This is a genomic window from Cohnella sp. GbtcB17 (assembly GCF_019091135.1).
Lineage (GTDB): Bacteria > Bacillota > Bacilli > Paenibacillales > Paenibacillaceae > Cohnella.
Genome location: NZ_JAGXJW010000009.1, coordinates 127,273 through 153,139 on the forward strand (window position 1 = coordinate 127,273; position 25,867 = coordinate 153,139).

The following is a 25,867-nucleotide window of genomic DNA, read 5'->3' on the forward strand; positions in this document are numbered from 1 at the left end:
CACGCCGTTCGCGAGTAGAGAGTGGCAAAAGATGCTGGGGCCAGCAAACCTACAGCCTGCGCAGCGCACCCACAAATACGTCCGATGTCAAAAATCTGCTTAAAGCTAAAAAGAGCAGGATCGGCGGGAGACTGACAATCGCTCCGAATTGCAGCATGATCTCGGGATATTGCTCAAGCCCTCCCTGGTTGCTCATCATGACGACCCGATAGACCGGAGGAAAAAGTTCGGGATCGTTGAGGTAAATCAAAGGATTCAAGTAGGAGTTCCACAAAGCGGCGAAGCTGAGCACCCCGAGCCCTAGCAAAGGTCTCCAAACGCGCGGTATGAATAAAGTAAAAAAGGGCGCCATCGATCCCCGTTCCTCTTGCTCGGTTCGCAGCTTCAACGACGCCTCCGCATCCGCGTTGAATATGCTTTTCACCACAAATACGCCCATGATCACGATCATACCGTTAACGAACAACGGAAAAATGGAATTTACCGTTCCTAACGATTGATGCATCATATAGTCGTGCAAGGTACCGCCTGTACCGATCGTCAATCCGAACAGCAGCAGGAGCTTGTATAAACTGCGGCCGGGCAGCTGGCGGACGGTCAAAGGATAGGCGAGCATGAGGATCAGCATCAGACCGACCACTGTCGCTGCAACATAAAAGAACAGGTAAAAAACGATATTCTGAACCGAGAGGACAGGCGATAGCCCCTGACCGCCGCCTTGGCCGGCTAAGAAGGGATAAACGAACAACGCGTATAAAACGAACAGCACGATGGCCGAATAAAGCGATGCTGCGACGATGCCCAGCGTATTCTTCCATGGCGATACGGGGAATTCAGTTCCGGCGCGCGCCTTGACATGCCGCATTGCAGTCCGGGCTGCCTCTCCCGCGAACAGGTCGCGAACAAACCATTTGCGGACGAGCAGGTAGGCGATTAGCGTAAAAGCCAGCTGAACCGCGAACTGGAATAGCCACAACGCCGTAGCCCTGCTAAAATCGAGATTCAGAAATCCGATCCGGAACCAGAACGTATCCAGCGTATCGCCGACCGAGTAAACTGTCGGATTGTTAAGCCGATGGAGGAGCTCAAAGTCCGTTGACAGAATCGTTGACAGCTGGATAAGCAGAGAAGCGGCAAGCGCCCGGAAGGCGAGATAAAAGGAAGAAGCGCGCCGGGGCGTCTGCGCCAGCGCTCCCGATCGATAAGCAAGGATAGCCGTTACTGCGAGAAATACGGGAATGCCGCAGGTTTTCAGCGTTTCCAGAACATACACGATGACTCGGAAGGACGCAGGATCCATCAACGGCAACGAGTCTCCCAGCGGCCAGATCGAGGTTGGCGGCGATAAAAAATAAATGGCGGTATTTGCATAAACGGAGGAAGGGATGAAATACGGAAGCAGGAACAAAACGACAAAGGCGTTCCTCAGCCTGGCCGATCGAATGCCGCAAAGTGCGATCGTCAGAAGCAGCGATACGACGCTGACAATGACGAGATACGATAGCTTGATCGCAAGCGTGTTCTCCAGGGCATTCCCGAATTCCGGCCATGCGAACAGCGTTCTAAAGTTCGTCCAGCCCGTCCATGCGCTCCCGAAGACGCCTCGCGACGGATCATAATCGGCAAAGGCAGTCCGGATGCCCAATATAAACGGTATCCCTTTTAACAGTAAGATCACAAGCACAGGCAGAAGGGCCAGCAAATAGTGAAATCGGTATTTCCAGATTCGTTTCAAATAAACTTCCAATATAAGCGCCCCCTGTGTTATGACCTTCCCGAGAACCGCCTAGATTGTACCATTTATTATTAAAACCAAATTGGGTTGGTATAAACAACCTTTGATAAAGGAGCGTTGTTCATTTCGCAGCTTCTACCGAGAAGCATACCGGTGGCACATGGTCCGCCAGCCACACCTCGTTGCCAGCGTAGTCTAGCATCGCAATCCCTTCCTGCCTGGAGTAAATGTGAGTGTGCTCTCAGGTTACATTATCAGCCTCCTCAGTTATCCTGATCTCATTGACGTAGTGATAAACGCTTTCGAGTATTACTGGAGTTAGTACCCGCTTGTATTCTATTTAGACACGTTCATATATGTTTGACTTACTTCCACGTCCACGTGGACTGTTAACTGAAGGCAGCTGAACGCGTGTTCAGCTGCCTTCGTAATAAAGATTGAGTTATCCTTCGTTCTTCGCTTATTGATTGGATCGTTTGTTCGAAGCGTTGTCGTAAGCCGACTTGGCTCGGCGGTATGTATCGCTGCTTTCGACGGAGTCCGGATCGTTTTCGAGCTTTTTCAGGCTCGCTTTATCCGACTTCAGCTCCGAGGAATAATCGGCGCGGCTCTTCTCCAGCTCCTGCTCCCTGCGCAACAAGTTCTGTAAGCGGGGATCTCGGGGGTCCAGTCCCTTGAACTCATTCAGCTTGCCGTTGATCGTCGAGATCAAGTATGAGAGATGCGACAATTTTTTGAACGTTTCATCGATTTTACTCTGGTAAGAATCCACCGCAAGCGCATACGACCCCGTCTTAAGCCGAGCTTGTGAGGAATCATGGAGCGTCTTCGAGGCCGCGTTCTTGACGCTATCGGAGAGGCCGGCGGCATCCAGAATCCGTCTGCTGTCCGCCTCCCAGTTCGCTACCGCAGCGCCGAATTTATCCGGATCGTTGCCGACTGCGATCGGCGGTCGCAAGGCGCCGATTTCCGCCAACGCACCGGAGAGTGCCTTTATATCGCGATAGCTCATTGATTCCAGCGTATCGGCGGGTCCGGAACGTTCCAAGTAAGCGGCTGCCTCTCCCGGATGCGCAAGCGCTTGCTGCCGAGCCTCCTCTGCAAGCTGGGTCAAATGGTTGCGAAACGAATCGCGGTCGAATCCGGACGGCATTGAAGACATCCGATATCTATCCAATAGCTTCTCCGGCCCGTTGAAAAAGGCGTCGAAGCGGTTGGCCAACCGATCTGCAGCCTCTCCGGTCACCTCGCCGTATACCTCGTCCAATAGCTTCAACGACATTTCCTGCGCGTCGCTTTCGCCGCCCAAAATCTCTTCCCGGAGTTTCGCGTATGTCTCCGCATAAGAGGGCAGATAAGATGCGGGACTTGCATCGGGATTCAACGCTGCGCGGAACCGCTCGAGAAGCTGGGATTTAGCGTTGCCGACAGGGGAAATAGACAAGGCAAGCTGCGAATTGTCCGTTGGATGGCTGATTTTAAAAGCCGCACGGTTGATCGACATCGACATCGGCGTCAGCCCCGCCGGAAGAGTAGAGCCATTTATTTTCAAGATTCATTCCCTCCAACGAAAAAATTCACTATTAGTTCATTTGGTGCAGCATACCCTTTTAAGAAGTGGATGACTAGGAAGGGCAACTCGCTGCATGCTATTCCTTCTACAATAGTAGAATTTTTAAAACTTCACCAGATACGTAGAGTCATCAGATATTTCATTTATGAGCGAGTGTAATAATCAGGGGATTTTGCCCGCAAATAAAGCCGAACAAAACGGAAACGGCAGCCGATCGTCTGACCGGCTGCCGCGATACTCGTTCTGCTATCGTCTCTCGTTATTTAAACAATTTTAGTTTCGCACAAATTTAGCAGATATACTGGTTTTGTTCCAATCCACATGTATTGTGTACGAGCCAGGCTTTCAAGAGCGAGCTCCTGTAGTCATTCGCGAGCAAAGAGTGGTAAAATCAGGGGATGAATCTTATTCCTGGAGGCGTTCTCGATGAACGGATTACTGCCGTCGCTCGCGCTCGTCCGCGATATCGAAGCGTCGGAGATCGAATTTATGACGGATCGGATGCTGGCGATTCAGGGCAGGCCGGGCAATCCGGAAGGCGTGGAGATCGTCCGATTCGGAAATGCCGTAGGCTTTTACAGCAAGACGATGCCTTGGCCTGCCTTTAACACGGTAAAGGGACTTTCCGAGGCGGATGCGGATGAGATCGATTCGATCGTCGCGTTCTACGGAGAAAGGGGGCGCGCCGTTCAGTTCGAAGCGGTGCCCGGCCTGGCGAGCCCGAATCTGCTCCGAAAGCTGACCGAGGCGGGATTTTATCCTTCCGGCATTCATACGTCTATGTATATGCAGCCTGAACGACGAGAAGAGAGACAGGCGGGCTCGGCTCAGGATGCGGCCGCGGGTTCGGCCACGATCTCGATCGAGCCGCTCCGGGAAGATCAAATGGAGCTGTACGCGTCTATTCACTGCAGGGCGACCGGCCTGCCGGAAGCGGGAATTTCGCCCGTCGCGGCGAATAATCGCGTGCTGTACGGGCGTCCGGGCTGGCAGTTTTACCTCGCCTATGCGGACGGCGTCGCAGCCGCTGCCGGCGTTCTTTTCACCCAGGGCGACATAGCCTCGTTCACCTTCGCGGCCGTACTGCCGGAATACAGGAACAGAGGGCTCCACCGGCGGCTGCTGGACGCCAGAATCGAAGAAGCGCACCGGAGAGGGTGCAGGATCGCCGTGAGCCAATGCGCATACTTGTCCCAGAGCCATCGGAATATGGATCGGGCCGGGATGAAGCTGGGATATGTACGGACGACCTGGACGCGGCTGGACGGTTGAGACCGTCGGATTTTAGACGAGGGGGAGTGGGGAGATCGCTTGCGGAAGACATACATTGGATGGATCGTCGTTGTCCTTATCGTCGCAAGCTGGGGCTACAACCTTTATTCGCATCAAACGAACCGGCTGCCGGAAGGCCGCTTTTTATCGCATCGCATCGAGGCGACCGATTCGCCCGGAGACTCTTTCTGGCTGTATTACATCGCGAACAACGACGACAAGCGGCTGCCCATATCGGTCTCGATCGAGGGGATGTCGGCGCTGCAATTTGATCCGGTCTCGGAATATATGACGTTCCGGAATCAGCGGATGTATCGGTTGCTCGGGCATTTCAACGGGGATCCGGACAATACGCCGTTCGGGAAGGCGAAGCCGCTTACGATCCATTCGGTTGACGTCTACTACAGCGACGGTACGCGGGGAAAAGCGGATATCGGCGAGATGATCGTGTACCGGGGGGATTGGGCGAGCGGCGGTTCGATCAGCCAGACGAACAGCTCTTCATCTTCGAACGGGACGCAAACGGCGGCCTTTCAGGTGGATAAACCTGTCACCCTCAACGGCTTCAGCTCCGCTTTTTTGAACGAGCTCGGCTCCGCCTTTACTTATGAACTGCATGCGGGAAAAGAGGCGGCCGTCTTTCCGCAAGCGGTCGAGGCCGGCGAGTCGATATCGTTCATCTCCAATTTTCACGTTCCGGCGGATTCGCAGCTTTACCTGCAGCCCGTCTCGATGCGGCTCCGGCTTGAATATTCGGATGAGGACGGCACCGAGCGCGTTCAAATGATTCCGCTGGAGCGGCAGCCCTATCCGTCGGAGGCGGCCATTCGCGCGTACGTCAAAGCGCAGAGGGAGGCGACGGAATGAGGACTGCTTGCTCGCAGATCGCCTGGGGACTGGGACTGATGCTGTTCGACTTTCGGTTTAATAGCTTCGACCTGCTGCCGGACGTACTTGGCTTTATATTAATTCTGATTGGCCTCGCCAATCAGCCGGTTCGTCAGCGGGCATTCGGGATCGCGAAAATCGCGGCAGTCATTCTGCTCGTCGGGGCGATCGCCGAGCTCGCGGGCGTAATGCCGGTAGCCGTGACGATCATGCAGGTGAATCAATATTATTCGCTGCCCGCTTTGCTTCCAATCGGGCTTTCGCTGCTTGTTTTGCTTGCGCTGCTGTACGGCATTTGCGAGGGGTTCGAGCGCACGGCTGCCTCGCTCGGTCTCTTCGATTCGGCCCGATCGTTCCGCGCCGTGTGGAATACTAGTCTCGCCATGGGCGCCGTCATGCTGTTCGTGCTGCCCTTCAGCTTGAACGGATGGCACGGATCGGTGACCGTAGTCGCGGTGCTAGCGGGCCTCGGCCAGTTTGTAGCCGGGATTTGGCTGATCGTGCGGGTAAGTAGGTTCGGTCGGGAGTACGTAGCGGCAAACTCGTAAAATGTAGAAGCATGAGACCGGCAGAGGAACGCCCGGTATTGAATGAAGTCACGTGATCGTATAGAAGCCACATTATCAATAGAAGTCGTGTTATCGAACGAAGTCACGCAGCCAAAGCTGAGTGGCTTTTTTTGATCGGCGAGTTTCGGACTCAGGAGGCGCTATTTTCGTAAAAATGGGTTGTTTACGAGCTTTTCGGACCGGAGAGACCTTATGAACCTGGAGCAGGGCTAAAAAGCGCCGTCAAACCCGCAATAGCGGCGCCTGAGTCCTCGAGCGGGCCGCGAATCGTGATAGGAACAGGAATAACGGCTCCTCAGTCTGTCCGCTGCGCGATCCTGCGCCATCAAAATTCGAAGGCGGCTTTTTCTACTTGCTGCGAAGCACTATTTTTCCTTTTCAGGTTGCAAATGAACCTAAACTTCTTTAATATAAACCTACACGAACTTATATGAACCAAAACAAACAATCGGAGGTTTTTAAACCATGGAAAACCGCTATGCATCCCATCCCCGCGAAGTGAAGTCGTTCGACACCGCGCGCCTGCGCGAGGAATTTCTGATCGAGGAGATGTTCAAGCCGGACCAGCTGACGCTGACCTACACGCATGTCGACCGCTTTATCGTCGGCGGCGCGCTGCCGGTGAAGGGCTCCGTCAAGCTTGAAGCGGACGCGAAGGCGATCGGCGCGGCGACCTTCCTGGAGCGCCGGGAGATCGGCATCATCAATGTCGGCGGAGCGGGCACCGTCACGGTCGACGGCGAGACCTACGCGATGGCCAGCAAGGATTGCCTCTATATCGGCCTCGGCGCCAAGGAAGTGCTGTTCGCGAGCGACGACGCCTCGCAGCCGGCCAAGTTCTACCTGAACTCGACGCCGGCTCACAAGACGTACCCGACGGTGAAGGCAGCAATCAGCGAAGCTTCGCCTAACCACCTCGGCAGCCTGACCAATTCGAACGAACGCACGATTTATCGCTACATTCACACCGGCGGCATCCAGAGCTGCCAGCTGGTCATGGGCATGACGTTGCTCAAGGACGGCAGCATGTGGAACACGATGCCTTGCCATACCCACAACCGCCGCTCCGAGGTTTATTTCTACTTCGACATGCCGGAAGACGGCGTCGTCTTCCACCTGATGGGCGAGCCGCAGGAGACGCGCCACCTGGCCGTGCGCAACGAGCAAAGCGTTATCTCGCCGAGCTGGTCGATCCACAGCGGCGTCGGCACGAGCAGCTACACGTTCATCTGGGGCATGGCCGGCGAAAATCAAATTTTCGAGGATATGGATGCCGTCGCGATGAAAGATATAAAATAGAAGGAAATCGCTAGGATTGGAGATTCGGCAATGAACCCTCTGCGCAGACACGAGATGATCATGGAGATGCTGCTGGCCGCGAACGAGGTGACGGTGGCAGAGCTCAGCGAACGGCTTGAGGTGACGGGAAAAACGATCCGCGAGGATCTGGCCAAGCTTGAGGAAAAGGGGCTGCTGCAGCGGATGCACGGCGGCGCGGTGCTTGCGCAGGCGGACCAGCTCGGCATCCTGTCGCTCAAAAATCCGGTCGCGCGCCATGCCGCCGAAAAGGCGGAGGTCGCCAGGCTGGCAGTGTCCCTGATCGAGCCGAACGACATCGTCGCGCTCGACGGCGGCACGACGACGCAGGAGATGGCCCGGCAGCTGCCGAACCAGCCGATGACCGTCGTGACCAACGATATCGTCATCATCAGCGAGCTCGTGCGCAAGGACGCGATCCGGCTCGTCGTACCCGGCGGCTACCGGGTGCGCAACATGCTGGTCGGCGCCGATGCGGTCGCTTACGTGCGCAAGCTCAACATCCGCAAGGCGTTTCTCGCGGCGACGGGGGTTCAGCCGGACTCCGGCTTCACGATCTACACGGGAGAGTTCGGCGAGATGAAGCGCGCCCTCATCGAGACGGCCCAGCTGTCCTACGTGACGGCGGACCATCACAAGTTCGGGCAGGGCGCGCTGTTCACGTTCGCACAGCTGACCGAGGTCGAGGCGATCGTCACCGACGCAGGACTCTCTCCGGAGGTGGCGGCGCAGTACCGGCAAGCGGGCGTCCGATTACTTATCAATGAAGAGAAAGAAGGATAGAGCCAATGTTGTTCGACTTAACCGGCAAGACGGCGCTCGTCACCGGCGCATCCGGCGGACTGGGCCAGGCGATGGCGATGGGGCTCGCCGAGGCCGGCGCCAAGGTCGTCGCGGTCGCCTCCTCCAATTGCGACGCGACGGTAGCGGCCGTACGCGAAGCCGGCGGAACGATTGAGCAGATCTCCGCGAATCTGAGCGAGCTAGACGGGCTGGAGGGCGTGTTCGAGAAGGCGCTCTCGTTCTACGGCAGCATCGATATTCTCGTGAACAACGCGGGTACGATCCGGCGTACGCCGGCCGTGGATCACGCGGCCAAGGATTGGTTCGACGTCATCGACTTGAACCTGAATTCGGTGTTTTTCCTCAGCCAGCTGGCCGGGCGGCATATGATCGCGCGCGGCAGCGGCAAGATCATCAACATCGCATCGATGCTGACGTTTCAGGGCGGCATCAACGTGCCCGGCTACACGGCGAGCAAGCATGGCGTCGCGGGCATCACCAAAGCGCTGGCGAACGAATGGGCGGGCAAAGGCATCCAGGTCAACGCGATCGCACCGGGCTACATGACGACGAACAATACGGCGCCGATCGTCGCGGACCAGGCCCGCTACCAGTCGATCACCGACCGGATTCCGGCAGGGCGCTGGGGACAGCCCGAGGATATGAAGGGGCCGGTCGTATTCCTGGCATCGTCGGCGTCCGACTATATGAATGGCCATGTGCTGTGCGTGGATGGAGGGTGGCTGGCAAGATGACGACAGGCAGAACGCAGAGCGAGCTGATGAAGTCGCTGGCGGCGAGCAAGATCGTCGCGATTATCCGGGGCATTCCGGAGGACAAGGGAGACGCGACCGCCGAAGCGCTGGCGGAGGGAGGCGTCGTCTTCCTCGAGGTGACGCTGAACACGGACGGCGCGCTTGGCATGATCTCGCGGTTCCGCGAGCGCTACGAAGGCCGAATGCGGATCGGCGCCGGCACGGTGCTCGATCTGGACCAGGCGAAGGAAGCGGCCGCGGCGGGCGCGGAGTACATCATTTCGCCGAACCTGGACCTGGAGGTTGTCCGCTTCGGCGTCGAGCAGGGCATCGAGGTGTGGCCGGGCACGAGGACGCCGACCGAGATCGTGGCAGCCTACAAGGCAGGGGCCTCGGCGGTCAAAGTATTTCCGCTCGGCAGCCTTGGCGTCGGTTACCTGAAGGAGATCCGTGCGCCGCTGAACCACATTCCGATGGTGGCGACCGGCGGCGTGAACCTGCAGAACATCCGGTCCGTGCTGGACGCCGGTGCCGTGGCCGTCGGCCTGGGCGGCAATCTGGTGGACAAGAAGCTCGTCGCGGACGGCGACTTCAAGGCGCTGGCGAAGCTCGCGCAGGCGTATGCGGACGAAGTAGCGAAGAGTTGAACGAGCCTGCCGGACCGAGTATTATAAAAGTATTGAAGTATTGAACGCGAGTGAAGCACACCGCCTCTCCGAATGGAGCTGGCGGTTTTTTGCGTTCCTCGTACATAAAGGGAGGCCAGGGCTATGGATATGCTCGAAAATCAACATGCGCTTTGGATGGCGGATCAAGCGAAAAGCCGGGCCGGAGAATCGCGTCGCCGTCTTCTGGAAGGGCATGGAGAATCCGAGAAGCTGTTCGCCAAAACTATCTGGTGGCCGCTAAGCGGCAGCTTTGATTTTCTGCATGCCGAATTTGAAGTTCTGAGCCATCGGGACGGCTCCTTCTACCTTGATTTTGCCTATGCACGACCGCCGCATCTTATCGATTGGGAGATCGACGATTTTGCGACGCACGGCAAGCATGTCAATCGGCGCACCTTCGAGTACGAACGGGATCGGCAGAATCAACTGACGTTGGACGGTTGGAAGGTGTTTCGGATACCGTTGGATATGATCAGGGAGCACCCGCGGAAATGCCAGCAGTTTGTATGGCAAGTGATGGGCAAGCTGTATGGCGATTTCCAAACGAGCGATCGATCCGAGCTTTCATTGCTCAAGCGGGAGATCGATCGTCTTGCGGTAGGCTATAAGAGGCCGTTTACGCCTGAAGAAGTCAGTTTGCCGTTAGGTATCAGTTTGCAGTATGCGCGCAAGATGCTCCATGAGTTGATTGACGATGCCTGGTTGGCGGTCGCGTCGGGTTCAACGCGTATTCGAACTTATAGGCTCGGCGAGAAAGCGGAGCCTTGGAAAACAAAATGAACGGCGTGCAAGGTTGAGCGCAAATAAGGATGCGGCACATTGTTGGTTGGCTGTAGAGATTGGTCAGCGTCCGAGGCATCCCGCGCCGGGATCGGCGACGGTGCTTCGGACGCGCAATTGTACGACAGGTATCGGTTTAGAGACGATCAGCGCTGTTGCTTCCCTGTCGCGGCCGCGAATTCGGCGCGAATGCGGGAGAGCAAATCGGCGTCGGTCAGCACGTCGTAGGCGGTTAGCGCCAGCGTCTTGGCGCCGAACACCATGCCGTCGTATGCCCGGGGGAGCTGCGCGGCGTCCCTGAATTCAAGCGAATGCAGCGCGTACGGGGCGTCGACGACCTTGATGTAGCCGTGCACCGCGGGGCAGCGCAGCGAGACGTTGCCCAGATCGAGCGACCCGTTGTCGTGGCCGGCGGCGATCTGCTCCGACCGGACGCCGCCTTCGATCAGGTTGACCGTGAATGCGTCGGAGAGCGCCACGTTTGTGCGCAGCTCGTCGTACGAATACTCGTAGTTGCTGACAGCGAGCCTGCTGCCGGTCGCGAGCGCGGCGGCCTCCGCGCAGGCGTTCACCTTGCGGACGAGCTCGTCCGTGTAGGCGCGGCTCTTGGCGCGGACGTAGAAGCGGGCGGCGGCGTAGTCGGGAATGATGTTCGGCGCCCGGCCGCCGTCCGACACGATGCCGTGAATGCGCGCGTCGCTGCGCGTCTGCTGCCGCAGGGCGCCGACGCCGTTAAACAGCTGGATGACCGCGTCCAGCGCGTTGATCCCGTCTTCGGGGTTGGCCGCGGCGTGCGCGGCTTTGCCGAAAAACTCGTATTGCAGCGCATCCATCGCGAGCGAGGAGCCAGAGCGCTCGAAGCTATGGTACGGATGCGCCATGAGCGCCGCGTCCACGTCGTCGAACAGACCGGCGGCCGCCATGTCCACCTTGGCGCCTTTGGTCTCCTCGGCCGGCGTCCCGTAGACGCGGAGGGTGCCGCCGGTCTCCGCCAACAGCGGCACCAGTCCGGCGGCGGCGCCGTGCGCCTTCGTGCAGATCAGATGATGCCCGCAGGGGTGGCCGATCTCCGGCGGCGCGTCGTACTCGGCGAGCAAGGCGACCGTCGGACCCGGCTTGCCGGACCGGTATTCCGCGACGAACGCCGTCTCAAGCCCGAGCGTCCCCCGCTCGACGGCGAAGCCGAGCGCCTCCAGCGCTTCCGTCAAGCGGGCGGAAGCCAGCTTTTCCTCGTGACCGAGCTCGGGGTTCACCGCGATATAGGCGGCAAGCTCGCGAAGCTTCGGGGCGTAAGCGTCTATGGCATCGCGGATTCGCGATTTATCGTGCGACAGCTGGGCGTTCATCCTCGTTCCCTCTTTCTTTTTCCATATAAAAGCGTCTAACGCGAAGTGTAACACAACCGCGACTTCAGTTAAAATGAAGAGGAGGCATGTCGCATAATTATAGTCTACATGACACGAAATTGCATTTAAATCGGATGTTGGTCCGTGCTATCTTGTGGTAGTGTCGTATATTTGAAGGGAGAGAGCAGTTAAAATGATTCGAATCGGGATGCTGAGCTATTGGCACGTGCACGCAGAGGATTATACGAAGCAAGTGCTGGGCCATCCGAATACGGAAATCGCCGCGATCTGGGACGAGCTGCCCGAGCGGGGCGCCGAGAAGGCTGCCAAGTATGGCGTACCTTATATCGCGAATCTGGACGAACTGCTCGCGCGCGAAGATATTGACGCCGTCGTCGTCGACGCGCCGACGAATATACACAGGGACGTCATGGTGAAGGCGGCGCGTGCCGGCAAGCATATTTTCACCGAAAAAGTCGTAGCCCCGACCGTGTCCGAAGCAAGCGAGATCGCAGCTGCCGTCCGCGATGCAGGCGTCAAATTGGCGGTATCCCTGCCTCGTCTGTATGACGGCTATACGCAGTCGATTCTGGAAGTAATCGCTTCCGGCAAGCTGGGCCAGCTGACGCTGGCGCGCGTACGGCTGTCGCACAACGGCTCGACCGCGAACTGGCTGCCCGCGCATTTCTACTCGAAGGAACAATGCGGCGGCGGCGCGCTCATCGACCTGGGCTGCCACCCGGTATATCTGGTACGCAAATTCCTCGGCCTGCCCGAGTCCGTAAGCGCTACCTTCGGCTTCGTCAGCGGCCGCGAGGTGGAGGATAACGCCGTTGCCGTCTTCGCTTATCCGAACGGCGCGGTCGGCATCGCCGAAGCCGGCTTCGTGAACAGCCACTCGCCTTTCTCCATCGAGCTCCACGGCACCGACGGCACGCTGCTGTACGGATTCCCCGAGGAGAAGATTTTGGTTCGCAGCAACCAGGATACTGAAAAAGCATGGACCGAAGTGCCGGTAGGCGATCGTCTGCCGTTCGCGTTCGAGCAATGGGTCGGCCACATCGAAGCTGGCACCGAAGCATCCGAAAATATCGAATTCGCGCTCGATCTGACGCGGCTTATGGAAGCTGCGAACCGTTCGGCCGCCGAAGGCAAATCCGTGCGCTTGTCCGATCTGCAGGGCTAATCGCCGATGAGCGGCCAAACCCCGAACCGGACCGAAGCGCAGCAGGCCGAGCGCCGGACAGGCGAGCCGCCGTTCGCCTTTGCCCGCATGAAGCGCCGCTGGGACGCGCTGGACCGGCTGGATCTTCGGTTCCGGTGGGGCGGCCTTGGCATTCGCGTGCTGCGCTGTCATCTGACCAGCTTCGCGGCAGGTCAAGTGATCGCGGCGCACAAGCATTCGGAGTACGAGTTTCATTTTATTCCGAAGGGCAAGGGCATGTTGATCGTCGGAGACGCGACCTATCCGCTCCAGGAAGGCTTGTTCTATCTCACCGGTCCCGACGTCGTCCACGAGCAGCGCTCGGATCCGGATGAACCGATGTACGAGCTGTGTCTTCACTGCGAAATTACGAGGCTGGACGATGCCGGCGCGGATGCGGCGTGGGGAGACCCCCTGGAGCGGAGAGAGGCGGACGAATGTCTGGCGATTTTGCAGACGATGCCGGCCATGCCTGCGCTCGATCGCTACCACGGGATGAACGCGTTTTTGGACGCTTACCGGGCCTGGGAGGACCAGCCGGTCGGCTTCTATACGACGCTCAAGCAGCACATCGTGCAGATTCTGCTGCGCGCGGCCCGCGCGCACGCCGCGCCGAAGGCCGCCGGCAGCATTCCCGCGCGCGACATGAACGACCACCGGTTCAGGCTCGCGGTCCAGTATATCGAGGACAACGCGGCCCGGCCAATCTCGCTCGACGAGGTCGCCGAGCGGGTGCAGGTCAGTCCGCGCCAGCTCCAGCGGATCTTCCGAAGCGAGGGCGGGACTGCGTTCCGCGACTGGGTGGAGCATGTCCGCCTGCAGCGGATCGCGGAGGAGCTGCTCAGCTCGTCCAGTCCGGTCGAGGCGATCGCCGCCGGACACGGCTACGGCAATCCGAACTATTTATACCCGGTATTCAAACATAAATTCGGCATGACGCCTTCGGCCTATCGCCGCTTGCACGGCATCAGGCAGCCAGGCGCGCCGGAAGAGGAGACAGATCATCATGAGCGAAAAAAGAGTTAAAGTCGGCATTATCGGAACGGGCGGCATCGCGCGTTACCATGTTATGGCTTATCGCAAGCTGCCGTACGTAGACATCGTGGCGGTCGCCGACGTAATGCCGGGCAGAGCGCGTGAGTTCGCCGAACGCGAAGAGCTTGTCGGCGCGGGCGCATACGACAGCCATACCGAGCTGCTCGCGCACGACCTCGACGCGGTCAGCATCTGCACCCCGAACGCTTCGCATCACCGCACGAGCGTCGACGCGGTGCGCGCAGGCAAGAAGGTGCTGCTGGAAAAACCGATGTCGGTCACGCTTGAAGAAGCGCTGGACATGGTGCAGACGGTGAAGTCCCACGATGGCATGCTGTCGATCGGGTTCCAGCCGCGCTACGATCCGAACATGAAGCTGCTGCAGGACATCATCCAATCCGGACGCCTCGGCAACGTCTACTATGCGGAAACGGGCGGCGGACGCCGTCGCGGCATGCCGGGCGGCACGTTCATCAGCAAGGCGCTCGCAGGCGCCGGCGCGATGGCGGACATCGGCTGCTACTCGCTCGACATGGCGCTGAACACGCTCGGCTATCCGCGTCCGGTATCGGTATCCGCGTTTACGTCGAATCACTTCGGCACGAATCCGCTCTACCACAAGGAAGCCTCGAAGTTCGAGGTCGAAGACTTCGGCGTAGCGATGGTCCGCTTCGACAACGACCTCGTGCTTCAGTTCAAGATTTCCTGGGCGATGCACATGGATACGCTTGGCGCCACGATGTTCCTCGGCACCGATGCCGGCCTCAAGGTGACGCCGGCAGGCTCCGGTCCTTGGTCCGGTGTCTGGGACGGCGCGATCGGCAGCATGACGATGTATCACGACGACTTCGGCGGCCACACCTCGACGGCCGTGCCGCTGATCGGGCATTCGCTTAATTTGTTCGACGAGAAGGTCCGCGACTTCGCCGAAGCGGTGCGCGACGGCCGTCCGGCTCCGATCCCGGCGGAGGAGATCCTGATCCAGCAAGCGATCATCGACGGCGTGCTGCGTTCCGCGGATCAGCGCCGCGAAGTCGAGATCAAGCTGCCGAACTAACCTGGCAGGTATGATAAACGAGAAAGGCCGTATCTTCGTCATTCGTATGACGGAGATGCGGCCTTTTGCATTTGTGTCCGCCCAGCATCGGACATGCCCGTTCAATCGTCGGCGCCGAACACGGCGGTTTCGGTTTCCGGCTCGTCCGCGAGCGACTTAGCGGTTTTTTCCGGCTTTCCCTTTTTTCCTGGTTTATCCGGCAAGAGCCTGCCTTGAATTCGAATATGCTCGTAAGGCACGGCGGGATGGGCGATGCGCCAGAGCATCAATTCAGCCGCGCGCCTGCCCGTCTCAAGAACCGGCAAATAGTAACGGGCCACGCCGTCCCGCGCGGGACCGTCTTCGGCGTGATCAAGGCCGGCGACGACGCAATCCTCGGGCAGTCGGATGCCTTCGCGGCCGCACAAATGGACGATCCAGGGCAGATCGTGCTCGATGGCGCTGACGATGGCGTCCGGCTTGACCGACCGGATTCGCTCGGACACCGCTGCTTGCCAGCGATCCCTATCGTGGATCGGCGTCGTCACATGATTTTCTTCGCTTGCGGGCAATCCCGCTACCTCCATTTCGTCGCGGAAGGCGGCCCAGCGCAGGCGGAGCCCTTCGAGCCGCATGCCTCCGACAAAAAGAATGTTCCTGCGCCCTTCCGACAGCAAGCGCTGCACGGCTTGGCGCACCAGGTCGTAGCTGTCCCAGATGACGCTGTCGGCCTTCGTCCCCGGGCGGGGATAGTTGAGCAAGATCCGCGGCAGCCCGAGCGCAAGGAGCATGCGCTCTTGCACGGGCTTCAGCATGGGCGGAATAAACAGACCGTCGTAGTGCGCAAGTCCGCTATCCTCCTGCCAGTCGGTCCAGCTATTTTTGCCCGCGAACGATTCAGGCATGAATAGCGGCACGACCTGATGACGCAGAGGCTGGTATCTGTCGTGGAGCCCTCTTAGCAGCTTCATATGAATCTCCGACAACTCGGCTTGCTCGCCGGCCATGACGAACGCGAAGCGGCGGGCGGGCGAAGATGGACCGGTGTTTTCCACCGCGTCCGCTTCCGTCTGCGCCTTCGTCCGGTAGCCGCTTTTCTCGGCCATCTCCAGCACCGTTCTGCGGGTCTCCTCGGACATCCCGGCTTGCCCCTTCAACGCTTTGGAGACGGTCAGCCGACTCAGGCCGAGCTGCGCGGCGAGCTGCTCCATCGTTACTTTGCTGCGCTTGGCCATCGGCACCTGCTCCTTGAAGTAAGTTTACATTTATTATAAATGTAAGCTAAAAGTAAGCATACAAATAACTTAAAATAGAAGCAGACATTCGAACCGAGATAGGGGAGAGGCGAAGATGGCAAAGACGATGCCTTGGAAAAACGGAACGCTCGACATTGCGCACGAGACGGACGTGCTCGTGGTAGGGGGAGGTCCGGCAGGTATTGCAGCTGCGATCGCGGCGGCGAGCAACGGCGCGCGGACGCTTCTGCTCGAGCAGCGCGGATATTTGGGCGGCATGGCGACCGTGTCGCTCGTGCCCGCGTTTTGCCCTTTTACCGACAAGGAAAAGCCGGTCGTGCGCGGGATCGGACTGGCTTTGATGGAAGAGATGAAGCAAAGATGCTCCGAGCCGTACCTGGCGATGCATCGGGACCGGCTCGATTGGGTGCCGATCGACGCGGAAACGCTCAAAGTCGTGTACGACGAAGCCGTGCTGGAGAGCGGGGCCGACGTGCTGTTCCACTCCTTCGTCGTCGACACGCTGTTAAGCGAGGACGGTCGGTCCGTCAGTGGTGTGGCGGTGGCCAACAAGACGGGCCTGTCCGCCATCGCTTGCCGCTACGTGATCGACGCCACCGGCGATGCGGACATTGCGGCGAGAGCCGGCGCGCCGTTCCAGAAGGGCGGCGAGCAGGGCGAGCTGCAGCCGGGCACGATGTGTTATCTGCTGAGCGGCGTCGACAAGCGCCGGTTCGACGCTTACCTCAAAGAGAGTGGGGATAACGGCAAGATCGGCAAGCTGGTGACGCTCGCGCAGCAGAGCGGCGATCTGCCGGAAGGCCGCAAGGAGGTGTCGGGCTTCGCTTGGGCGTCGAACGAACATGTGGGCGTCAACTTCGGGCATGTGTTCGGCATCGACGGCACCAAGGCCGAGGACCTCACGCGAGGCGCGATCGAGGGGAGGAAGATCGTGCAGACGCAGCTGCGCTTCTTAAGGAAATACGTGCCGGGGTTCGAGGACGCGCATCTTGTCGCTACGGCGGAGCAGGTGGGCATTCGCGAGACGCGGCGCATCGTTGGGGATTATATGCTGGTAGCCGAGGACTTCTTGGAAATGCGGAGCTTCCCCGACGATATCGCGCGAAACGCCTACTTCATTGACGTGCATATGGCGACGAGCAAGGACCGCATCGATATCCGGCACCTGCCGCCGGGCCGGTCCCACGGCGTGCCGTATCGCTGCTTGCTCCCGCAAGGGCTGGACAACGTCTGGGTGCCCGGCCGCGCCGCTTCGGCCGACCGCGTCGTCCAAGGCTCGCTTCGCGTGATGCCGAACTGCTTCGCGATGGGCCAGGCCGCAGGCACGGCCGCCGCGCTAGCGGGTGTCGCGGGCGCGTCGTCCCGCGAGGTCGACGTCGGTCGGCTGCAAGCACGACTGGTCGAGCAGGGCGCTTGGCTCGGAGAGCGCGCGCCGAACGCAGGCGACCCGGTTGGGCTTTAGTCGATGCAGAGCGTGATAGGTTAGCAAAAGAGTTCCTGGGTAGGAACAGTTGTGGCGCAGGGTGTAGGAGGATGGCGAGAGAGTTCCTGGTTAGGAACAACTGGCCGCTGCGGGCGTAGATGTTCCCGAAAGAGTTCCCAGATAGGAACAATTACGGCGCGGGCGTAGATGGTTCGCGGAAGAGTTCCCGGGTAGTAACAATTGCGGCTTGGGGCGTAGGAGGATGGCGGAAGAGTTCTCAGGTAGGAACAATTGTGACGCAGGGCGTAGGAGGATGGCGAGAGAGTTCCCGGCTAGGAACACCTGCCGCGCGGGAGCAATTGGTTCTTGAAGTAACTTGGATTGCGAGTAACTCCAGCCATAAACGAAACGGGACGAGGCAGACATAAACGCTGCTTCGTCCCGTTTCTCTTGTTTATGCGATGCCTTGCAGTCGCTCCGAAAGCACCTGCATCATCCCGCGGAGCACCTGCGCGTCGCGGAAGCAGAAGGCCTGCAGCTGCTCTTTGCGCAGTGCGAGCAGGGAAGCGCGGCTGACGGCGACGCAATCTGCGGAGCGGGGGCCGCTGTCGATGATGGCCATCTCGCCGAAATATTCGCCTTTACCCAGGCTTGCGATCTCGCGGCCGTCGCGGCGCACGCCGACGACGCCTTCTACGACGGCGTACAGCGTGTCGCCGTACTCGCCTGTCTTGCAGATCGTTTTGCCCGGCCCGTATTCTTCCTCCTGCACCAGCTGCGCGAGATCGAGAAAGCCCTCCGTGCTCAAATGCTGAAACAGCGGCACCTGCTGAAGCACCAGCACGCGCTTGACGAGCGTCGCATTGCCGGACGGCGCTTCGGCAGCAGCGCCGCCAAAATCTCCGGCTGCGGCCGCTTCAATTCCAGCCTCAACGACCGCTCCGACTACAATCGCCGCTCCAGCTACCGCCTCTGCTCCAACCGCCGCTCCGTCCCCCGCCGTGCCCGCGCCCGCTGCACCCAGCGCGTCCCTGATTCTGCGGGACAGCAGCTTCATCATCTCGACCGCCATGCTCGGCCGGTCGATCATCCGCTCGTAGAAGACGTCGGAGTCGAGTTTCCACAGCCGCACATCCGCCTCGGCCGTGATCGTGGCGGTTCGCGCGCCTTGGGTCAGCACGGCCATTTCGCCGAAATACTCTTCGCGCCCAAGCTCGTGCACGCGCATGTCGCCCTTGTAGACGCCGACTTTGCCGCTCTCGATCATGTACAGGCAGTCGCCCGGCTCGCCTTCCCGGATGATCGCGTCGCCGGCCGCCGCCGTCACCGGCTGCAGCGTATCGGCCAGCGCCGCCAGCTCGGCCCGCGGCACGCCCTGGAACAGGCTGATTTTCTTGAGCAGCCGAACCTGCTCGACCTGCAGCGCCGCAGCGGGATCCGCCGGGACGCCTTCTTGCCTGGCGCGCTCGTACGCCGCAAGCCGAGCGAGCCAGGCGTCGCCTTGCTCCGCGAGCCACGCCCAATGCGCCGCTGCGTTCGCTGCCTTCGAGGCGGTCAACGCCCGGGAGCCCGACATCAGCTTGATCAGCGGCGCCCGCAGCGCGCCGTGAACCGTCTGGTCGACGACCTCGATGGCGTTTGCCTGACGCTGGCCGTCGCCCTCGGTCCAGTTCGCGTAGACGGCCTGCATCGCTCGCTCGTCGTACAACAGAGAGAGCAGCTGGAAGATCCGGCTGACGATGCCCGCCCGAATCTCCGCGACGCTCCCGGACAGCTCGGAGCCGGCAGCGCTGCCGGCGACGGCGCCGCCATGCTCGCCGTATTGCTCGTCGAGCGCGAGCTCCAGCCGCGCGTATCGCTCGGCCAGGGCGACCGGCACGGCGGGCAGCTCCTTTTGCATGCGCAGCAGCGATTCGAGGATGCGGTCGCGCAGCGCGTAGTCCGCCGATTCATAGGCTTCATGGAGCGTATCTCTTGCCTGCTGCGTGCCGATGCGCTCGAATACGGCAGGCAGATGGACGGAGATGTCCGCTCGATCGAGGCAAGTCCGGAGCGCAGGAACGATAACCGATTCGTCGTAGGCCGCCAACGCCTGAATAGCATGCCGCCGCGCGCCGCCGTCCGCGAGGCGGTCAACGATCGGCGGAATGCACGCGGTCACGCGCAGCTTCGCCGCGGAGTCGAGCGCGCGAACGGCCACCTGGCTCGACGGATCGCGCAGCAGACCGAGCAGCGGCTTGTAGAAGCTGGGCACGCCGATCTGTCCGAACAGCGAGGCGACGGCCATCCGTTCGGCCTCGACCTCGCTCTCGGTCAGACGCTTGAGCACGCCGACCGAACGATACATGCCTTCGATGCCGAAATACTTCACCAAAGCGGCGATCGCGGCCGCCTGAACGTCCGCCGATTCGTCTTCGAGCCGTCGGGAGATCTCGTCCAGATGCGCCTCGTCCATATATGCCGCCAGCGCCAGGATCGCCTTAGCCCGAACGGGCTCGCTGTCTGCGCCGAGCAGCTCGAGCAGCCGCGCTTCCAGGCCGGCGGGCTTATGCAGTTCGATGTAGGCCAGCGTCTCTACGACGACTTGCGCGTGCGGGTGGGCCACCAGTCCGGGGAGATACGGCTTCAGATCGAACGCATCGATGTCCTTCAACAGGCGGAGCGCATAGAGCGCCTGCTGCTTGTCCGGCTGCCGAAGCGCGTCGGCCAGCAGCGCGCGGCTCGACGGGTCCATGAAGTCGAGCTCGGCCCGCTGCGGATCGTCCTGCCCGGTTTTTAAAGTCGACATGAGCGTCTGCAGGTAAGCCTTCTTGATCTTGAGGCCGGATACGATCCCGATCCCGAGCAGAACCGCGACGATGTAGCTGAACTGCGACGGCGCCAGCCAATGGCTGAGCACGAGCAGCAGCAGCGCGGCGAGACCTTTGGAGCCGTTGCGAACGATGCCGTCCATGAAGTTTTTGGCCTTGGAGCGCCAGGCCGGCGGCACCGGGAACATGATGAGCTGGTTGGCGGAGGAATAAAGCGTGTCGCCGAGCACCTTGTCGCTGCCCTTGGCGACGACCGACATCGCGAGCACCGGCAGGAAAATGAGACCGAGGCTGGCGGCCGCTAGTGCGACGGGGAAGACGAGCAGCGCCGTCGTGACGCCGAAGCGCGTGAGCACCCAGCCGGACAAAGTGACTTGAACGAGCAGGCCGACGATGCCGGATATGCCCTGGAAGCTGCCCATGAATCCGGCCAGCGCTTCGTTCTGCAGCGTTTCCCGCAGCAGCACCTTGAATTGGTAGTCGATAAGCGTCAGCGACAACGTGACTGAAGCTGCCAGCAGGATCATGTACTTGAGGTGGGGAACGTTTTTGAACAGACCGTCGCTCCTTCCCGCGGCAGCCCCGGACGTCTTGGAGGGTGCTGAAGGAGAGGCTGGCGCGCCCGTCGTCTTGTCGGCGCCGCGGGCGCGCTGCGCGTTGATCGCGATGACGAACGCCAGGCCGGCCGCGACGAGTGCGGCGAATACATACAGCAGATTGGCCGTGCCGATGACCGGCACGATGCCACGGATGCCGAAGCCGCTCGCCACCGTACCGAGCGTGCCGCCGCTGGCGACGAGCCCGATCATTTTTTTCGCCTTGCGCTGGTCGAGCACCGAGGTGGCGAACTGCCAGAAGCAGACGATCATCAGAAAGTTAAACACGTCGTAGCCGACGTAAATCGTGCGAAAAACCCAGCCCAGCTCGAGTCCGACGCCGACGCGGGAGACGAGGATGAGGATGGCGACCGCGGGGAGCAGCCCGAAGAGCAGGCGCTCGATCCGGACGCGGTGGGCGTATCGCTGGAAGACGAGACTGGTCAGGATCATGGTCGCCGCCTGCGGCAAATACATGCCCGATAACGCGGTGTTGTCGAAGCGGCTCAAAAAGAGCGCATCGGCTGCCGTCCTGCCCAGGATGGAGGCGGCGACCGTGCAGAAAAAATAGAGGAACAGCAGCGCGACCTTCGCGTACTCGCCGCCGTTCCCCGCTCCCTGGCCGGCGAACCGGCCGAGTATGGTACTCCATTTGTTGGCAATCAGACGGGTGTTCCCCTTTGGAGGCTTGGAATGTAAGACGTTAAGAGGACTAGCGGCCGGCAGGCGGCGGGCCTGCGATTTTCCTTACTTGATGGATCGAAATTTTGTCGCCGTTTTCCTCATGATACAGGGTAGGGCCGTGGACGCGGTCGATAAAGAGGATGCCATCGAGGTGGTCGATCTCATGCTGGATGCACCGGGCCAGAAAACCGTCGGCATGAATCGTCTCGGTCTCGCCCTGCCGGTTCAGCGTCGTGATCGTAATCTCGTTGGCCCGCTTGACGATGCCCGCATAGCCGGGAAAGGACAGGCACGCTTCGGCGCCGATCTGCTCGCCCTTCATTTCCAAAATCTCCGGGTTCACCAGCTCGATCAGCCCGTCGCCGCAATCCATGACGATCACCCGCCGCAAAATGCCGATCTGGGGCGCAGCCAGTCCGGCCCGTCCGTCGGTCGCGTACAGCGTCTCCGCCATGTCGTCCAACAGCTTTTCGATGCGCGGCGTGATGCCGTCGGCAGGCTTCGACTTTTTCCGCAGCAGCTCTTCGCCGAACGGCAGTATCGTTCGAATCGTCATTCGCGTTCTCCGCTCCTTCCAAATATAGCTTTATTCTATCGCCTGCCTGCAGTTTTGTGAACCGTCGGACGCATGGGAAAGCGCAGTATTCGAGCCGATTTGACTACTTAAGAATGAAAAAACGGAAATTAATATCTTGTTTTGTTTAAAAATCCCATCTATGCTGGAGTCAATACGAGAATCGACGAAGGGGATGAGGATGATGAGAAATGGGTTGTTTTGGTTGGCGATCGCCGCTTTGCTCGTGTCATTGCCGGGATTCGCTTCGGCCGCGGCGGTTCCCGCGCTCGCCGGGAGTGCCGCGGCTCAAACGCCGGTCAAGGTGATCGTGACCGTTGGCGAACAGGCAAGCGTCGAGATTCCCGCGAAGCTCCGGCAGGGGCAGACGTTTGTGCCCTTCCGCGCTTTTATCGCTGCGCTCGGGGGGAAGGTCAGCTGGGACGACCGCACGAGCAGCGCGAATGCGACGTTAGACGGATCTACCGCCGCGATCACGGCGGGCGCGTCCAAATTTGTTTTTAACGGCGAGCAATATTTGTTGAGCCAGCCTTCCTGGATGAGCGTCGGAACGCTGTATGTTCCGCTCCGATCGGTCAGTCTGGCGATTGGCGCCAGCATCGCGGCGAGCGGGTCCCCGCTGACTGTGCGTGTGCATTACGAAAGGGCCGAACAGGAGCAGGAGTCGCTCGACGAGCGCCTGGCGCATTTGATGCAAGCCGTCTTCGAGCACCATGACGAGCTCATGGATGGCATCGGGGTGATGCCGCTGTCGGGAGACGTGGTGAACGGACAGGTGTGGATACAAATCCGAAGCTACGGGGATGTGGAAAGGAAGCTCGGCGATGCGGAGCTCGCCGCTGTCAGAGCTGCGATGTACCGGATTGCGGGCGAGGAATTTCCATTGATATTGGATGTCGCCGAGTGCTGCACCCGCGACCCGGATATAGTAGGCGTCGTCGAGAAGGTCGATACGACTCGCAAGGTGATTGAGGTATCGGGGGAGATTCGCGGAATAAAGCAGGAACTTCCTTTTTCCGTATCACTTTATGAGGATGCAAAGCTGATTGTGGACGGTACGATCGTAAAGCCCGTTTTTACCGAAGAGATGGTAGGCAAAACAATAAGGGCCTGGGAAACGGGGGTGCGGACGATGGCCTATAGGGCAGTCAAAGTCGAGCTGGACTAACATTGCCGCATAGGTACGTGTTCCATACAAAAGGACCGGCGATCTCGCGATCGATCCGGTCCTTTTACATTTCGCCTTCAGTTTTTCTTCTGCGCGGCGATCGCCTCGGCGAGCTCGTTCAGCTCCGTCCAGCGCTCGAGCAGGGTGTCCAGCTTCGACTCTTGCTCCGCCAGTTCGGTCGTGAGCTGCTGCAGCCGGTAAGAGTCGCTCGCCGCGTCCTCCATTTGCCTGCCCAGATGCGCCATTCGCTCCTCGGCTTCGGCGATCCAGCCGTCGATTTGCTCGTAGTCCTTAAGGTCCTTGTACGACATTTTCAGCGCTTTGCCGCTCGCGCGCGCGTCGCCGGCACCGCCGGAAGCCGGGTCCGCCGGAGCGGGCGCAGCCGGTTTTTTTGACGTCGCAGCATTTTGCGCCGCAGCTTCGAGCGCCTGCTGCTTTTCCGCATACGCCTGATAATCCGAATAGTTGCCCGTATGCTGGCAAATGACGCCGTCGCCCTCGAATCCGAAGATGCGATCGACCGTCCGGTCGAGGAAGTAGCGATCGTGCGAGACGACAAACACGACGCCGGGGAAGTCGTCCAGATAGTCCTCGAGCACCGACAGCGTCGCGATATCCAGGTCGTTGGTCGGCTCGTCGAGCAGCAGCACGTTCGGCGCCTCGGTCAGCACGCGCAGCAGCTGCAGCCGTCGCTTTTCCCCGCCGGAGAGCCTGGAGATTTGCGTCCACTGCGCCGAAGGCGGGAACAGGAATCGTTCCAGCATTTGCGCGGCCGAGATTTGTTCGCCCTCCGCCGTCGTGATCTGCTCCGCGCCTTCGCGGATATATTCGATGACCCGCAAGTTTTCGTCCATTTCCTCGTGCTCCTGGGAAAACCAGCCGATCCGGACAGTGTCGCCGAGCTCCACAGCGCCGCGATCCGGCTGCAGCCGGCCCGCGATCAGCTTGAGCAGCGTCGACTTGCCGCTGCCGTTGCGCCCGACGATGCCGACGCGGTCCTCCGGCACGGCCGTGTAGCTGAAGCCGTCGATGAGCATGCTGTCGCCGTAACGCTTGGTTACATCGTCAAGCTCCACGATTTTGCGGCCGAGACGGGAGGAGGCGACGGAGATGTCGAGCTTGCCGGCCGCTGCCTTGGGGGCGTTCGCCTTGAGCGCCTCGTACCGGTCGATGCGCGCCTTCTGCTTCGTGGAGCGGGCCTGAGCGCCGCGGCGAATCCAGGCCAGCTCGTTGCGCAGCAGGTTTTTGCGCTTCGCCTCGGAGGCGGCCTCGCGCTCCTCGCGTTCAAGCTTCAGCTCCAGGAAGCGGCTGTAGTTCGCTTCATAGAAGAAGGCGCGCCCGCGGTCCAGCTCCAGGATGCGATTGCTCACCCGGTCCAGAAAGTAGCGATCGTGCGTGACCATGAGCAGGGCGCCGCGGCGCTTCTGCAACATGCTCTCGAGCCAGGAGACCGACTCGTTGTCGATATGGTTGGTCGGCTCGTCCAGGATGAGAAGATCGGACGGCTGCAGGAGCGCCGCCGCCATCGCGACACGCTTGCGCTGGCCGCCCGACATCGTGTCGACTGCCATCTCGAAGCTCGTAATGCCGAGCCTGGCGAGCGCGGTCTTGGCGTCGGTCTCCATCGTCCAGGCGTCGAGCTCGTCCATCCGCTGGCTGGCCGCGATCAGCTTCTCCTGCAGACCGGCCCGCTCGGGCTCGAGCTCCAGCGCTTCGAGCGCGGCCGCGTAAGCGCGCAGCGCGGCGAGCTGCGGCGAGTCGCCGCCGAGCACGTGCGAGAGCGCCGTCTCTCCGGGCGCGAAGACCGGATCCTGCGCGAGCATGCGGATGCGCGTGCGTCCCGCCGCGCTGATTCGGCCGGCGTCCGCGGGCTCGATGCCGGCGACCGCCTTCAGCAGGCTGGACTTGCCGGTACCGTTTACGCCGATGATGCCGATCTTGTCGCCTTCCTCGATGCCGAAGGAGATGTCTTCGAAGAGGACCTTGTCCCCGTAGCTTTTCGTCAAATGTTCGACCGTAAGGATCGTAGCCATGCGTTACCACTCGCTTTATATTTATATAGAAGAGAACTGGAATTAAACGTATCATACCATATTCCCGGCAAGGGGCGCTTACCGGCCGTCCGACTCGGCTAGAAGAGCCTCTGTCAGGCAGTTGAAATTTTTTTTGAAATTGGACTTGCCATGGAGGAGAGCGGCGTGCTATATTATAAGAGTTCTTTACAGGTCCTTAGCTCAGCTGGCAGAGCAGTTGACTCTTAATCAACGGGTCGTGGGTTCGATCCCCACAGGGCCTACCATCCCGTAAACGACGAGAACGGCGGCGATTTTCGCTCCGTTCTCTTTTTATTTTGTCTGAGCTGCGTACGGAGCGTACGATTGGAATAAGACGTTCG

Annotated in this window: 20 protein-coding genes and 1 tRNA gene; 14 read left to right on the forward strand and 7 right to left on the reverse strand. The window is 60.1% G+C overall.

The annotated features are described in order from the left end of the window. Positions 1 to 49: 49 nt before the first annotated feature. Positions 50 to 1,747, reverse strand: a complete 1,698-nt coding sequence (locus tag KVT38_RS07075; protein ID WP_217592986.1) for a hypothetical protein — start codon at positions 1,745 to 1,747, stop codon at positions 50 to 52. 448 nt (positions 1,748 to 2,195) lie between these two features. Continuing rightward, on the reverse strand, positions 2,196 to 3,287 hold the full coding sequence (locus tag KVT38_RS07080) for a hypothetical protein (protein WP_217592987.1): 1,092 nt from the start codon (positions 3,285 to 3,287) through the stop codon (positions 2,196 to 2,198). Positions 3,288 to 3,734: 447 nt separating this feature from the next. Between KVT38_RS07080 and KVT38_RS07085 the strand changes: the two genes are divergently transcribed. The 8 genes from KVT38_RS07085 (at position 3,735) to KVT38_RS07120 (ending at position 10,340) form a co-directional block, all read left to right on the forward strand. Beyond that, positions 3,735 to 4,580, forward strand: coding sequence for a GNAT family N-acetyltransferase (locus KVT38_RS07085; RefSeq protein ID WP_217592988.1), 846 nt, complete (start codon positions 3,735 to 3,737; stop codon positions 4,578 to 4,580). Positions 4,581 to 4,619: 39 nt separating this feature from the next. Further along, positions 4,620 to 5,447: a hypothetical protein gene (locus tag KVT38_RS07090; protein ID WP_217592989.1), complete on the forward strand. Its 828-nt coding sequence runs from the start codon at positions 4,620 to 4,622 to the stop codon at positions 5,445 to 5,447. Beyond that, a complete protein-coding gene (locus tag KVT38_RS07095; RefSeq protein ID WP_217592990.1) occupies positions 5,444 to 6,016 on the forward strand; it encodes a hypothetical protein in 573 nt (190 codons plus the stop codon). Before KVT38_RS07090 ends, KVT38_RS07095 begins: the two co-directional genes overlap by 4 nt. A gap of 486 nt (positions 6,017 to 6,502) precedes the next feature. Further along, complete coding sequence (kduI, locus tag KVT38_RS07100) at positions 6,503 to 7,336, forward strand: 5-dehydro-4-deoxy-D-glucuronate isomerase (protein WP_217592991.1); 834 nt, start codon at positions 6,503 to 6,505, stop codon at positions 7,334 to 7,336. Between the two features lie 30 nt (positions 7,337 to 7,366). Continuing rightward, a complete protein-coding gene (locus KVT38_RS07105) occupies positions 7,367 to 8,137 on the forward strand; it encodes a DeoR/GlpR family DNA-binding transcription regulator (RefSeq protein ID WP_217592992.1) in 771 nt (256 codons plus the stop codon). A gap of 5 nt (positions 8,138 to 8,142) precedes the next feature. After that, the gene (kduD, locus tag KVT38_RS07110; RefSeq protein ID WP_217592993.1) at positions 8,143 to 8,892 is read left to right on the forward strand and encodes a 2-dehydro-3-deoxy-D-gluconate 5-dehydrogenase KduD; all 750 of its coding nucleotides are present in this window, start codon (positions 8,143 to 8,145) and stop codon (positions 8,890 to 8,892) included. Further along, entirely contained in the window at positions 8,889 to 9,539 is a 651-nt protein-coding gene (locus KVT38_RS07115; RefSeq protein WP_254639054.1) for a bifunctional 4-hydroxy-2-oxoglutarate aldolase/2-dehydro-3-deoxy-phosphogluconate aldolase, read from the forward strand. The genes kduD and KVT38_RS07115 overlap by 4 nt, the downstream gene beginning before the upstream one ends. A gap of 123 nt (positions 9,540 to 9,662) precedes the next feature. Next, positions 9,663 to 10,340, forward strand: coding sequence for a DNA-binding response regulator (locus tag KVT38_RS07120; protein ID WP_217592994.1), 678 nt, complete (start codon positions 9,663 to 9,665; stop codon positions 10,338 to 10,340). Between the two features lie 146 nt (positions 10,341 to 10,486). On the opposite strand, the gene KVT38_RS07125 is transcribed toward KVT38_RS07120, so the two are convergent. Next, on the reverse strand, positions 10,487 to 11,686 hold the full coding sequence (locus KVT38_RS07125; protein ID WP_217592995.1) for a M20 family metallopeptidase: 1,200 nt from the start codon (positions 11,684 to 11,686) through the stop codon (positions 10,487 to 10,489). Between the two features lie 193 nt (positions 11,687 to 11,879). Here KVT38_RS07125 and KVT38_RS07130 point away from each other — a divergent pair, with 193 nt between their 5' ends. The 3 genes from KVT38_RS07130 to KVT38_RS07140 are packed head-to-tail and all read left to right on the forward strand — an operon-like array spanning position 11,880 to position 14,982. Next, positions 11,880 to 12,872, forward strand: a complete 993-nt coding sequence (locus KVT38_RS07130) for a Gfo/Idh/MocA family protein (RefSeq protein WP_217592996.1) — start codon at positions 11,880 to 11,882, stop codon at positions 12,870 to 12,872. Between the two features lie 6 nt (positions 12,873 to 12,878). Further along, positions 12,879 to 13,916 carry an AraC family transcriptional regulator gene (locus tag KVT38_RS07135; RefSeq protein WP_217592997.1) on the forward strand — a complete coding sequence of 346 codons (1,038 nt, stop codon included), beginning with the start codon at positions 12,879 to 12,881 and terminating at the stop codon, positions 13,914 to 13,916. Next, complete coding sequence (locus tag KVT38_RS07140; protein WP_217592998.1) at positions 13,897 to 14,982, forward strand: Gfo/Idh/MocA family protein; 1,086 nt, start codon at positions 13,897 to 13,899, stop codon at positions 14,980 to 14,982. The genes KVT38_RS07135 and KVT38_RS07140 overlap by 20 nt, the downstream gene beginning before the upstream one ends. Positions 14,983 to 15,083: 101 nt before the next feature. Here the strand turns inward: KVT38_RS07140 and KVT38_RS07145 are convergent, their stop codons facing one another. Beyond that, complete coding sequence (locus KVT38_RS07145; protein ID WP_217592999.1) at positions 15,084 to 16,196, reverse strand: LacI family DNA-binding transcriptional regulator; 1,113 nt, start codon at positions 16,194 to 16,196, stop codon at positions 15,084 to 15,086. A 115-nt stretch (positions 16,197 to 16,311) separates the two neighbouring features. Here KVT38_RS07145 and KVT38_RS07150 point away from each other — a divergent pair, with 115 nt between their 5' ends. After that, the gene (locus tag KVT38_RS07150; protein WP_217593000.1) at positions 16,312 to 17,679 is read left to right on the forward strand and encodes an FAD-dependent oxidoreductase; all 1,368 of its coding nucleotides are present in this window, start codon (positions 16,312 to 16,314) and stop codon (positions 17,677 to 17,679) included. A gap of 415 nt (positions 17,680 to 18,094) precedes the next feature. On the opposite strand, the gene KVT38_RS07155 is transcribed toward KVT38_RS07150, so the two are convergent. Together KVT38_RS07155 and def are read right to left on the reverse strand one after the other, a co-directional pair. Further along, the gene (locus KVT38_RS07155) at positions 18,095 to 21,556 is read right to left on the reverse strand and encodes an Npt1/Npt2 family nucleotide transporter (protein ID WP_217593001.1); all 3,462 of its coding nucleotides are present in this window, start codon (positions 21,554 to 21,556) and stop codon (positions 18,095 to 18,097) included. Positions 21,557 to 21,758: 202 nt separating this feature from the next. Continuing rightward, the gene (gene def, locus KVT38_RS07160) at positions 21,759 to 22,286 is read right to left on the reverse strand and encodes a peptide deformylase (RefSeq protein WP_217593002.1); all 528 of its coding nucleotides are present in this window, start codon (positions 22,284 to 22,286) and stop codon (positions 21,759 to 21,761) included. A gap of 199 nt (positions 22,287 to 22,485) precedes the next feature. Between def and KVT38_RS07165 the strand changes: the two genes are divergently transcribed. Next, on the forward strand, positions 22,486 to 23,472 hold the full coding sequence (locus KVT38_RS07165; RefSeq protein ID WP_217593003.1) for a stalk domain-containing protein: 987 nt from the start codon (positions 22,486 to 22,488) through the stop codon (positions 23,470 to 23,472). Positions 23,473 to 23,549: 77 nt separating this feature from the next. Here KVT38_RS07165 and KVT38_RS07170 read toward each other — a convergent pair whose 3' ends face one another. Continuing rightward, positions 23,550 to 25,505, reverse strand: coding sequence for an ABC-F family ATP-binding cassette domain-containing protein (locus tag KVT38_RS07170; protein WP_217593004.1), 1,956 nt, complete (start codon positions 25,503 to 25,505; stop codon positions 23,550 to 23,552). A 190-nt stretch (positions 25,506 to 25,695) separates the two neighbouring features. On the opposite strand from KVT38_RS07170, the gene KVT38_RS07175 reads away from it, so the two are divergent. Further along, a tRNA-Lys gene (locus KVT38_RS07175) sits at positions 25,696 to 25,771 on the forward strand. The last annotated feature ends 96 nt before the right edge of the window (positions 25,772 to 25,867 follow it).

What these genes read in the sequence shown, in the direction of transcription:
- KVT38_RS07085 (WP_217592988.1), top strand. Translation starts at nt 3,735, where the DNA reads ATGAACGGATTACTGCCGTCGCTCGCGCTCGTCCGCGATATCGAAGCG.
- KVT38_RS07095 (WP_217592990.1), top strand. Translation starts at nt 5,444, where the DNA reads ATGAGGACTGCTTGCTCGCAGATCGCCTGGGGACTGGGACTGATGCTG.
- kduI (WP_217592991.1), top strand. Translation starts at nt 6,503, where the DNA reads ATGGAAAACCGCTATGCATCCCATCCCCGCGAAGTGAAGTCGTTCGAC.
- KVT38_RS07105 (WP_217592992.1), top strand. Translation starts at nt 7,367, where the DNA reads ATGAACCCTCTGCGCAGACACGAGATGATCATGGAGATGCTGCTGGCC.
- kduD (WP_217592993.1), top strand. Translation starts at nt 8,143, where the DNA reads ATGTTGTTCGACTTAACCGGCAAGACGGCGCTCGTCACCGGCGCATCC.
- KVT38_RS07115 (WP_254639054.1), top strand. Translation starts at nt 8,889, where the DNA reads ATGACGACAGGCAGAACGCAGAGCGAGCTGATGAAGTCGCTGGCGGCG.
- KVT38_RS07120 (WP_217592994.1), top strand. Translation starts at nt 9,663, where the DNA reads ATGGATATGCTCGAAAATCAACATGCGCTTTGGATGGCGGATCAAGCG.
- KVT38_RS07125 (WP_217592995.1), bottom strand. Translation starts at nt 11,686, where the DNA reads ATGAACGCCCAGCTGTCGCACGATAAATCGCGAATCCGCGATGCCATA.
- KVT38_RS07130 (WP_217592996.1), top strand. Translation starts at nt 11,880, where the DNA reads ATGATTCGAATCGGGATGCTGAGCTATTGGCACGTGCACGCAGAGGAT.
- KVT38_RS07135 (WP_217592997.1), top strand. Translation starts at nt 12,879, where the DNA reads ATGAGCGGCCAAACCCCGAACCGGACCGAAGCGCAGCAGGCCGAGCGC.
- KVT38_RS07140 (WP_217592998.1), top strand. Translation starts at nt 13,897, where the DNA reads ATGAGCGAAAAAAGAGTTAAAGTCGGCATTATCGGAACGGGCGGCATC.
- KVT38_RS07145 (WP_217592999.1), bottom strand. Translation starts at nt 16,196, where the DNA reads ATGGCCAAGCGCAGCAAAGTAACGATGGAGCAGCTCGCCGCGCAGCTC.
- KVT38_RS07150 (WP_217593000.1), top strand. Translation starts at nt 16,312, where the DNA reads ATGGCAAAGACGATGCCTTGGAAAAACGGAACGCTCGACATTGCGCAC.
- def (WP_217593002.1), bottom strand. Translation starts at nt 22,286, where the DNA reads ATGACGATTCGAACGATACTGCCGTTCGGCGAAGAGCTGCTGCGGAAA.
- KVT38_RS07165 (WP_217593003.1), top strand. Translation starts at nt 22,486, where the DNA reads ATGATGAGAAATGGGTTGTTTTGGTTGGCGATCGCCGCTTTGCTCGTG.
- KVT38_RS07170 (WP_217593004.1), bottom strand. Translation starts at nt 25,505, where the DNA reads ATGGCTACGATCCTTACGGTCGAACATTTGACGAAAAGCTACGGGGAC.